This window comes from Paenibacillus algorifonticola, assembly GCF_000971975.1.
In the GTDB taxonomy this organism is placed as follows: Bacteria; Bacillota; Bacilli; order Paenibacillales; family Paenibacillaceae; genus Pristimantibacillus; species Pristimantibacillus algorifonticola.
In genome coordinates this window covers 1-3,708 of the sequence record NZ_LAQO01000078.1, presented here as the reverse complement: position 1 = coordinate 3,708, position 3,708 = coordinate 1, and the positions used below count along the sequence as shown (strand labels likewise).

Here is a 3,708-nt window from a genome sequence, read left to right as displayed (position 1 = left end):
CTCCTTAACATGATAGGTTTATTCTACAAGCCCTTATTTTTTCTGTCCAACTTAGTGTAGCCGATCCATTCACAGGATTTGATGTCCCTGTTATTTAACAAATAAAGAGTGGCTACTTTTTTCACTCTCTATCTTTAAAAAAATCCTCTTCTAGATAGGGGTAGTTGAGTAGTTCTAGTTCTTCCTTAGCCAAATAACTGGTTCGATATTCTTCTGAATGAGCATTGATTAATAAACACCCTTTAATTCTTTTCATTAGTGGATACGAAGAATGATTTTCTACAAGCATATCTAGATCGTTCAACCTCAACAACCTTCCAACTATTTCAAGAAATTTGAGATACCCGATATCAAATATTCGTGTTATAAATTGAATGCTAATAAGAACATTTGTATCCACGCCATGATCTTCGAGATTCATTTCACGAAACCATTCTATATAGTCATCATCATCATCTAAATTAATGCTCATTGAAAAATATTTGCAACTAATACCCACGTGTTGAGTATCAGACCAATCCTTTATCTCTGCTTCATAAACATTTATTTCTAGAACTAAGACATCACATATCATTTCATAAAATAATTTTTTCAAAGCCTCTCTAGGCATATCTGAACCAATAGATAACCTGAAATCCATTTTACTCATACCTCCAATATGCTCTAGTTACTTGACGGTCTTCAATAATTAGTAGTTCATCTAAATGTTTTAAATTCTTGTGTGTTTGACTTTTTAGATATTCTATAAGCTCAGGCCTTTTTTCAACAGGGTAATCATTTAAATTTAATACTATTCTTCTAGCTTGTTTTGTAGTTTTCTCTCTGAGCGTATCAAGAATGTTTCTTAGACTCGTAGTTGTATTAGGAGCGTAACAATCAAACACTTGCCCTTCTATAATGAAATCAGGACTTTTTTCGGGAATGATTCCATAACCATTTCCATCATCAAATTCGTCAAGCATTGTCGTACGATATCCTTGTTCTGCAAGAACATCAGCAGCTTCATTTTGTCTTTTTAATCCTCGAGCATCTTTACCTGTATCTTTAGCATAATTTCCTTCTGGTTTGCCACCCTTAGGTGATGAAGGCTTTGTAATGATAGCATTTGGTCTAATTTTAGGTGTATAAGGAATATGTTTTTCACCATATAGTTTGTATTCTGAACTCGTTTTCCAGTCCACACTCTGATCGCCATATTTTGAACGAAAATCCCCATCCCATTCTGGTCCATTTCTAGGGATCTTTGCAGAATTGTCCTGCCCCTCAACTGTCCCACCCGTTGAATTCGAAGGCTCCGGTCTACCCTTACCTGCCCCCTGATAAATCGCCGCATCATCAAACTCATCAATCGGCTGATTTACACCAGGACCACCTTTTGAAGGTACTTTCGTTTTCGGCGGCGCAGGCGGTTCCATCGGTTTAGGCGGTGTGACATTATCCAGCTTGAATGCTGTCCATGCATCATCCACTGCTGCTATATTCCGACCGTTCACCATCTTGTTAGCTACCGTATATACACCATGCTTCAGCAGAAGCGCTAAATTCACGACCGCCAAGGTAATTCCTAGGTCATCCAGTATTTTCTGCTCCAGATCCAATAGAGGCGTATCTACATTACCGTGAGATAAGGCGTACGCCTTCATTCCATTCACCGTGACCATTGCCGCGCCTAGAACGCCATCCGCTATCGCTAAGACATACAACGATCCCCCACCCGTTCCAATAGCCAGAACAATGGCCACGGTACCAAAAATGATGTTCATTTGTGCCATCAGTATCTGGGGGTTCAGTTCTAATTCCTGATACGTATAACGAGATAAGTATACCGTTTTTACTGTCTGCTTGCTCAAGTAATCCGGCTTTTGCGGAATCATATTTTCCAACGCCCAAGCATCTGCCATTGGGGCAATTAACTCCATAAAATCCTGGACACCCGGCGCATTTAGCGCCTGATGAATCACGCCCGAAAGCCTACTTTCCTGCGATCCGCTAGACGAAAGCACAGGCGGCGCGGGCATCATCGCTTGAATTTCCACCAATGACTTTCCTTCCGTTCGACCACGCATGCTGATCGCCGCTACCTCTTGATTCCAATTATGCACCGCCGTTCGATCCCGATCCTGCTGCTCATACACCTGCTGTCTACGCGCAAGCTCTCCCTCTTTATCTTTGCTTGGTTCACTCGTTTTCGGACCATAACGCTTCTGATAAATCTCTTGCTGCTTTTCCGTCGATTGAGTCTTAATCCAATCCTTCGCTTTAGCTCCTAAGTTCGGATCATTTTTCATTTGATCCTTGGTCGCAGGATGAACCTTCTGGTACAAATATTCCTCTGATATCGGAGCCCCGTTATACTTCTGCTTTTCTTGCTCCATATTCGTAGCGAGTTGCTCGGACAGCTGTTCATCCATATACATCTGCTCAATCTCTTCATCCGTCAGCAGCTCGGTAAACGGGACTTCCACCTTCTGAAAATCCAGCTTGCCGCTCTTGATGCCCACCCGATTATCGCTGATCAGCACATAATGATCCGCATTCGTTTGCAAAGCAACCTGACTCGTCGCCCGCATTCGAATCGATTCGAGGATTCCCTTCTCACTCCCACTGCCCAGTTCCACCTTATTGCCCGCCACCAGCAGCACATCTTCACTTGCATTCACCGTGATGTTCCCGCCATCCAAATGCAGGCTGACCGTTCCTTTTTCAAAAAGAACCCCATCGTCCCCCAGCTGCATCTTAGCCGCTCCCGGAGATTCAAACACCTTCGTCGTCGGCTTCTGGAACACCGTCCGGCTTTTCATCTCCTCGCTGCCGCCTCGTACCGAGTTGATCGCCATTGCCTTCTTCTCGACACCGTTTGGAAAATAAACCTTAATCCTCGCGCCTTCATCGGGCAGTACGTGAAACATATTATTGCCTTCCCCTGAATACGGGAACCACCAATTTCCCTGCTCGTCATGTGCGTTATCGATGTCCAGGTGCACCTTAACCATATTGTTCGCCCGCTTCACGACGCGGCCTTCCAGGGATACACCCTGAATCCCTTCATTTTGCCGGGATTTCCGCCTCAGCGTCTGGCGCCGGACCAGCACATATTCATAGGTCAGCAGCCCCGAGGCATAGCTGATGATCGACTCCGCTACGACCCACATTTGCTTCTTGAATACGACATCGTCCCCAACCTGGCAAAATTGCTCGCTGGTTATGCGGTAGCTGACGAAGTCCGCTTCGTGAATGAGATCCGCATCACTGCCTTCCGCATGGGCTTTCAGCTCTTCATAGGCGGCACGGTTCTTCAGAACCGTATAGCGCTTCGCCTTCAACTCCTTCCCCCAAGACAGGTCCGGTACGCCAAAATATACCCGTGGGGTATCCATTACTACATCCGGCAAAATGACCGTTCCAACCCGCGACGCCAACCGCTTCAGAAACTGCCAATCCGTTTCCTCGAACTGGACCATCAAGGAGCCGATCGTCGCTTGATCACTCGTCGCCCTATTTTGCGCATCTCCGCGGGGATAGTTCTTAACCAGTTGCAGAATCGCATCCGTGTATGTCAGATGCTTATTTTGGTAAGATCGATTTTTCGGCTCCAAATCCATCGCATACGTACGCGACAGCGCCTCGACCTTCACATGTGGAATGCCATCCTCCATTTCAATGTCTACATGCGTAATGCCCCCGGCAAACCAGCTTTCCGCCTTAGGC

General features: G+C 45.3%; 2 protein-coding genes. Both read right to left on the bottom strand.

Features of this window, described 5'->3' with window-relative positions:
* Positions 1-121 precede the first annotated feature (121 nt).
* Positions 122-640 carry a hypothetical protein gene (locus tag WH37_RS32930; protein ID WP_046234905.1) on the bottom strand — a complete coding sequence of 173 codons (519 nt, stop codon included), beginning with the start codon at positions 638-640 and terminating at the stop codon, positions 122-124.
* Position 641: 1 nt separating this feature from the next.
* On the bottom strand, positions 642-3,708 hold a 3,067-nt coding region (locus tag WH37_RS36145; RefSeq protein WP_046234904.1), incomplete at its 5' end, for a CdiA C-terminal domain-containing protein.

What these genes read in the sequence shown, in the direction of transcription:
- WH37_RS32930 (WP_046234905.1), bottom strand. Translation starts at nt 640, where the DNA reads ATGGATTTCAGGTTATCTATTGGTTCAGATATGCCTAGAGAGGCTTTG.